Origin of the sequence: Hyalangium sp. (assembly GCF_045802625.1) — a bacterium.
Classification (GTDB): Bacteria; Myxococcota; Myxococcia; order Myxococcales; family Myxococcaceae; genus Hyalangium.
Genome location: NZ_JBJMQP010000076.1, coordinates 1 through 6,581 on the forward strand (window position 1 = coordinate 1; position 6,581 = coordinate 6,581).

Consider the following 6,581-nt stretch of genomic DNA (forward strand, 5'->3'; position numbering starts at 1 on the left):
GTTGAGCTAACCGGTACTAATTGGTCGAGCGGCTTACTTTACCTCAATCTCTTACAGGCTCCACCTCAAGGGGAGCCGGGGATTCGAGTCCAAGGTCGAGGCCCCGAGCGCGCTTTCAAGAGCGGCGCCGGGCCCGGAAGAAGGCACCAGCTTCTCTAAAGCAGAATTGAAAACTACCCTTTGTATGCACGAGTCACTCTAGTTTCCGGTGGCAATGTCGGAGGGGTCCCACCCGTTCCCATCCCGAACACGGAAGTTAAGCCCTCCAGAGCCGATGGTACTCCGCGGGAAACCGCGCGGGAGAGTAGGTCGCTGCCGGATTTTTTTTGAAGGCCCCGAGTCCTCACACCCATGTGTGGACTCGGGGCCTTCGCCTTTGCGGGCTACTGCTGGCTGGCGCGCGCGGGCGCAGCGCGAGGCCCCGCTCGAGCGGAGCGATTCAGCCCCCGCACCGCTGGCACCGGCTCTCCTCCTTGCCCTCGTTAGGGCAGACGCGGCAACTCGGGCAGATGAACCTGGCCGGCTCTCCCCAGCAGGGACTGGCCAGTACGTCCAACCGGTCCAGCCATCCCGGTGCGCCCTGGAGCGTCTCCAGCCGCCCGCCAGAAGCCCAGCGGAACGGGATGCGCTCACCACAGCGGGTGCCGCTGTACGGGACTGATGCGCTCGTCCTCGCCCTGTCCCAGGTAGAGCAGGACGAACTGCTCCCCTCCCGGCGCGTCGGAGGCGGTGGGCCTGGGCGAGGCTCGCCGCACGGGTCCGCGGGTGGCTGGGGCTCCTGTCGCGGCCGGGGGCCGGGCAAGGCCGAGCAGGCGCGTAATGGCTTCCGGGTTGCCTTGTGCCCCGGGTGAGAGGCCGGCAGAGAGATGAATCGCAGCCAGGTGGCGAGCAGGTTGGCGAAATACTGCTCGGGCCGTGACAGGTTCATCTCGTCCAGGACGATCAGACAGAGCCGGTTCCTGAAAGCGGGCGTCTGGGCCCGGTACAGCACCTGGAGGAAGTCGCTCTCGTAATGGCGTCCCTCGAAGGCGTTGAAGTAGCCAAGCAGATCGTCTCGGTCGCGCCAACCCGCTTGCACCTCGATGAGCGTGAAGTCGCCCCCGACAGCGCGGGCGAACTCCCGTGGAAGGCTCGTCTTGCCCGTGCCGCTGATGCCCTGGAGCAGGTGCAGCGGCTCATGGCGAGCCCCGCCACGAAGGCCCGCACATCCCGCTCGGAGTAATACAGCTCCTGCTTCGTCTGCGGGTTGTACGCCAGCCGGTGCCTCAAATCCTTGCAGAACTCGTCCAGCCTGGGCACGCGTCCCTCGACCTCCACCTCCCGCTGAAGGCCGAGGTTCTCATCCATGTTGGCACACCGGGGAAAGGCGGGCTGGGATTTGGCCCGCTGGATGAGCTCTCCCACCTTGCGCTCGTATTCCTCGAGCGCGCTGCCGAGTGCCTTGTTGTAGGTCTCGGCCGCCTCCTTCTGCCTCTTGAGCGACTCGACCATGCGGGCCTTGAGCTCGGAGTTCTCCCGCCGCAGCCGCGCCAGCTCCAACTCCCGCTGCTCGTGCTCGGCATCCAACTGCCGCAGTCGCTGCTTCTCCTGCTCACTGGGCCGGGCCGCCAGCTCCTGCTCCAGCTTCCGCCGCTGCTCCTCCAGGCTCCGAAGCTGCTCCAGCGCCTCCTGCGGGCTGCGCTGCTCGAGCTGGCGGTTCGCCTCCTCGGCCTTGCGCAGCTCCGCCTGCAGGTGGTTGCGGTCCCGGCGCGTGTCCTCGAGCAGCAGCCGGGGGGACTCCAGCTCCGCTTGCAGCGACTCCACCCGCACCGCCCGCACCGCGGCCTTCTGCTCCACCCGCTTCTCCAGCAGCCGCTTCCCACCCTCCAGGAGCTCCTCCCCGGCCCGCAGTTGGATGCGCTCCCAGCGCAGCGTCTGGCGCTGCTTCTCCAGAGTGGCCTCGCGGGCCTCCAGGTCCTCGCGCCAGGCCTCCAGTGACGCGTGGAGGCGCTGGCGTTCCTGCCCCAGCTCCTCTTCGGCCTGGCGGCGCCGCCCGGCCAGCTCCGTCGCGAGCTGCTCGTGAGCCTGGCGCGCCTCCGCATCGCTTCCGCAGGCTTCCCCGCTCGCTCTCGGCCGGGAGATAGGGATAGGTGACCAGGAAGACGGCGCGCGGCGTGGCCTCGATGAGGGAGGTTCTTTCGATCAGCGGCGCGTAGGAGGGAGAACCCAGCGAGAGGTCCTCCGGGGCCGACGGCTCCAGCGTGTGGCGGCGCGCGCCGGCTCTGGTGGTAGCTGGCCTGGAGGATGTGTTCGGGCCTGGGCATGGCGGGAGCGAGGCCCGCTTCCGGAAACACCAGGTGCGCGTACTCGGGGAGGGGGCTTCCCTTGGTGCCCCAGCGCAGGCGGGGATAGCCCCTGGCGGTGTCGGGGTAGTCCACCGCCTGCGGCTCCTCGCGCGCCACCATCCGCGGCCAGAGCTCGCGCGTCCAGGGGTCCTGGAAGACATACCCGGACACCACTTCCTGGGCGTCGAGCGTGTCCTCCTCCAGCAGCTCCCGTCCCCGCCGGCGTGGGTTCGCCCTCCGTCGAGAGCGCCCCCAGCGCCTGAAGCTCCCGCAGCACGTGGGCGGCGAACCGCGGGGCGATGGCGAGCCGTGCGCCCACCTCGGTGGCCCGGTGGATGCCCGCCTGGCAAAGGCCGAGCACCGCGCGCTGGAGGATGTTGAGCGTGCGCTCGCGCGGGCGGGGCGCCAGCACGCGGAACATCCAGGCCGGCCACAGCAGGAAGCGCCGCCGCCCGGGGCGGACATGGCCCCTCGGGCCCGTAGCAGAGGAATGGTAGAGGTCGTCGAGGAACCCGGCGATGACGACTCGGCGCCCGGGCGGGTGCTGGCCACGGTGCGCCGTGCGGCTTCCAGGGCCTGTTTGAGGAGCTCGTCCGTCTCCGCGTCCGTGGAGGGGAGGGCCGCCGGGCGCGCGTCCGGGGTGAGCCATTGCAGGAGCGTCTCGCGGAGCCGGGACAGCTCCGGCAGGAAGGAGGGCGCCACCTCCTCCAGGGAGCGTGCCTCCAACAGGCGCAACACCTTGGCGGCCTTGAGGGCCCCATCATCCAGGAAGGAGGCGGCTGCCACCCGGAGGCCGCGGATGGCCTGCGGCAGGTACTCCCGCGCCTCGGCGTCTTCACCCTCGGGGCGCGCCGTGCCGCGAGCCAGCCGGGCGGCGCGCTGGCGCAAGCCGTCCAGGAGAGCACCCGGCAGGAGCTCGCGTCCCAGGTCCGCCACCTCCCGGAGCAGGCCCGCCGTCTGCTCCACCGTGCCAGGCTGGGCCAGGTGCGCGGTGCCGAGCAACCGGATGCGCTTGAGCGTGGCGCTGCCCGGCTCCTGGACGAGTGCGGATTCCAGGGCGGCGATGCGCTCCTTGCGCCAGGTCTCCACGTTGTCCAGTCCTTCCGCCGGGCCCCTCCGGCGCCCCTGCTTCACGGCGGGCAGGCCGAACACCACCGTGCGCGCGGCGGCATTCTCCACCGCTTCGTGCTGGAAGCTGGTGAGCAGCACCGAGCCGGAGATGGCTTCCGGCTCGTTCGACGTCTGCGCCAGTCTCTCCATGAGCGCGGCGATGACGCTCGTCTTGCGCTGAGCTTCATGGCTGGACCTCCGGGAAGGGCTCGAACCGGGCGGTGCGGTGGGGGAGTCCAGGGGCCCGAAGTGCAGCAGCCAGTCGAAGGGCATGGCGCGGCGGCGTTCGCCGATTTCCACGGGCTGGCTTCCGTCCGGAGCGGTGGCGATGCAGCTCCCGTCCAGGCAGCGGACCGACAGGCGCTTGCCATCGCTCGTCAGCTCCACGCGGGGCCGCTGTCCGGCGCTGCCCGTGTCTCCCTCGGTGAGGCGGGCGGTGAGCACCAGGGGCCTGGCCCGCGGGAGCGTGCACACGGCGACGTGAGCTCCCATGAGCTTGGGGCCCTGGCTCCGGAAGGGCTCCCACCGCCGGAACTTCGTCAGCACGAAGGCGGCCCGGGGCGTGTCGCACAACGGGCAGCGCACCCGGTTGAGGTAGAAGCAGCCCGCGCAGTCCAGCGTCAACGCGGCCGCGTCGTGCAGGGCCTCGGCCCACCGCGCCGCGCTCGGCCTGAGCGAGGGCGTGCCCAGTCCTGGCCCGAGGGCCTCGTGGCACAGCTGGCGCAGCGGGGTGGAGAGCACCAGCTCTCGGGGAAGGCCCCGCGAGGCCGCGTTGCGGCGATCCTCGGGATGGTCCACCCAGGGGAAGGCCTCGTCCCCGGCGAGGGCACGCTCCTGCAGTTCGGGCTCGCCCTCGTCCACGGCATCCCCGAGCAGCGGGTGCACCAGGCTCAGCGTCTGGAAGACGAGCACCGCGAGGGCATGGGCATCGGTGAGGGTATTGACGGCGCCATGGCCGCGGACCAGCTCGGGCGCGCCATCGCCGGGCGTGTAGAAGGCGGGAGCCCCCGGGCTGCTGGCGGCGTGGAGGTTGTCGGTGTCGATGAGCCACAGCTCCGTGTGGCGCACGTCCTCGGAGACGAAGGTGTGTTGCGGGGCGAGGGGTCCGCGTACACGAGCCCCATGCCATGCACCCGGGCGAGGAGCTCGGCGAGCCGTGCGAGCAGCTGCAACCGGCGCCGCAGACCTCCGCCCTGGAGGTACCACTCGGCGGCCACGAAAGCCTGGAGCACTTCGTTCTCGGCCTCGGCGCCGATGGCCAGGGCCATGCGCTCCGCCTTCGAGGCCCGCTCCGAGGCGAGCAGCCGCTCGAGGGCGGGCTTTCACTCGTCGGTGGGGATGCCATCCGAGACGAGCACCAGGGTGGGGCGGTAGGCGCGGGCGGGCAGGCGGGTGCGATCCTCGATGAGCTCGCGCGCCAGCTCGAACGCGGCGCCCATGAGCGTCCTGCCTTCGGCGGGCATGTCCTGCTAGGCCGCCTGGGCCGCCGGGGTGAGCGGCAGGTGCAGCCGGGCGCCCTCGCGGCCGAAGGTGGGTGGCCGAGGATGCGCTCCTGCTCGGTGGGAGGGAGGGCGGTGGGGGCCTGCTCCAACCCGGCGCGGTGCACGGCCTGGCTGTAGAGGGAGTCCCACAGCCAGGGGAGCTCCTCGGGAAGCTCGCTTGCCGCGCTCGTGCTTGCGGTAGGACTTCACGACCCGGAAGGGCTGCTCGATGAAGCCGCACTCGGCCAGCAGGACCCAGAGGGTTTGCATGACAGGGGTGCCCGGGCTGATGTGGATGAGTAATTCACGGCCCGGGAACTCCTGCCGGAGGCGAGGAAGGAGCTCGCGGAGGAATTCGAAGAGGGTCTGGTGATTCGTGGGATCATCGCCCGCCCAGGTGCGCTGCTGGACGCGGATGCGGGGGTCCCGCTTGGCGATCTCCCGCTTCGTCGCCTCGAAGACCGGACGATCTCCCGAGGCGGCTTGTGAGGGAGGAGGGACGCGATAGAGCAGGACGATGTCCTCGACCTGTCCCTTGAAAGGCGAGGAGTCATCGAACAGCAGCGTCAGCGTGGGCCCGGGCTGGAGCTGCGTGGTGGAAGGCGCCGCTTTCTCCCCCGAGGGCAACGCGTCGAACGGATCATTCTTCTTGGCGACCCATGAGAGCAGAACGGGGAGGACGATTTCATGGAGGTCGGCGAGCGTCTCATGGCGGGTGAGGGGTCTCAAAGGAACCTGCCGTCCGAGCTGGCGGCGACGATGCAGCCCACGCCCTCGTGTGGCTGGTTGCTCATCGAGCGAACCGGTGCGGCAGGGAAGTACGGGGCGGGGGACTGCCGCTCTACGTGGGAATGGAGGTGTGTCGGGCCGAGGTTGAACCGAATACCCCCGCGGCCTTCGACGGCGCGCCTCGCGCCCGGTTGAAGCAGCAGGAAGAAGGAGTCGAAGAAGCGTGTTGACTCCAGACACGGCGGTGGTAGAAGCCGCGCCCCCTCGGACGGGAAGGCGAAGCCGCACTGGCGGTGGGATCACCCGGACGGGCTGAAGAAGAATAAGGAGTCAGCAACGCGCGGTTGACTCTCGATGCGGCGGTGGTAGAAGCCGCGCCCCCTCGACGAGGCAGACGTCACCACGGTGATCGAGCCAGGTGAGTGGGAAGAAGAGAGTCGGCGAAGGTGGTTGACTCCCGACGCGGCGGTGATAGAAGCCGTGCCCCCTCGGACGGAAAGGCGAAGTCGCACTGGCGACGGAGTCCCCCGGACGAAGCAGTGAAAGACGAAATACGAAGTCGACGAAGCGGGTTGACTCCCAACGCGGTGGTGGTAGAAGCCGCTCCCCCACGAAACGGCGGAAGTCGCGCAAGCGACAGAGCCGGGACGGGGCGGAAAAAAGAGTCGACGAAGCAAGTTGACACGGAGCGCGGAAGCGAAGTAGGTTCCGCGCCCCTCCCGAAAGGAAGAAACAAAGCGCGAAGGCGCGGTGTTGAATCCGAACCGGGATGAAGCGGTGAAACGGGGCGGCAACGGTCGCTTGACAGAAAAGCCGCTTCGAAATAGAAGACGCAGCCCGGAGTTGAACAGGGTGCTGCCGAGCAGTGAGAAGACGGTAGCATGAAGCCGCGACAGCAACAAGCGGCTCGGTCTTTGAAAACCAAATAGCAAGCCCA

5 protein-coding genes and 1 rRNA gene are annotated in these 6,581 nt (G+C 69.4%); 2 read left to right on the forward strand and 4 right to left on the reverse strand.

Annotation, left to right across the window (positions count from 1 at the left end):
• Positions 1 to 204 precede the first annotated feature (204 nt).
• Positions 205 to 321 (forward strand): 5S ribosomal RNA (gene rrf / locus ACJ8AT_RS14970).
• A 308-nt stretch (positions 322 to 629) separates the two neighbouring features.
• Here rrf and ACJ8AT_RS14975 read toward each other — a convergent pair.
• Positions 630 to 755: a hypothetical protein gene (locus ACJ8AT_RS14975; protein ID WP_407738401.1), complete on the reverse strand. Its 126-nt coding sequence runs from the start codon at positions 753 to 755 to the stop codon at positions 630 to 632.
• Positions 756 to 942: 187 nt separating this feature from the next.
• Positions 943 to 1,836 carry a hypothetical protein gene (locus ACJ8AT_RS14980; RefSeq protein ID WP_407738402.1) on the reverse strand — a complete coding sequence of 298 codons (894 nt, stop codon included), beginning with the start codon at positions 1,834 to 1,836 and terminating at the stop codon, positions 943 to 945.
• A 1,551-nt stretch (positions 1,837 to 3,387) separates the two neighbouring features.
• On the opposite strand from ACJ8AT_RS14980, the gene ACJ8AT_RS14985 reads away from it, so the two are divergent.
• Entirely contained in the window at positions 3,388 to 3,615 is a 228-nt protein-coding gene (locus ACJ8AT_RS14985) for a hypothetical protein (RefSeq protein ID WP_407738403.1), read from the forward strand.
• Positions 3,616 to 4,756: 1,141 nt separating this feature from the next.
• On the opposite strand, the gene ACJ8AT_RS14990 is transcribed toward ACJ8AT_RS14985, so the two are convergent.
• Positions 4,757 to 4,897 (reverse strand): hypothetical protein, encoded by a 141-nt coding sequence (locus ACJ8AT_RS14990; RefSeq protein ID WP_407738404.1) that lies wholly within the window; start codon positions 4,895 to 4,897, stop codon positions 4,757 to 4,759.
• A gap of 6 nt (positions 4,898 to 4,903) precedes the next feature.
• The gene (locus tag ACJ8AT_RS14995; protein WP_407738405.1) at positions 4,904 to 5,644 is read right to left on the reverse strand and encodes an RNA repair transcriptional activator RtcR family protein; all 741 of its coding nucleotides are present in this window, start codon (positions 5,642 to 5,644) and stop codon (positions 4,904 to 4,906) included.
• Between the last annotated feature and the right edge of the window lie 937 nt (positions 5,645 to 6,581).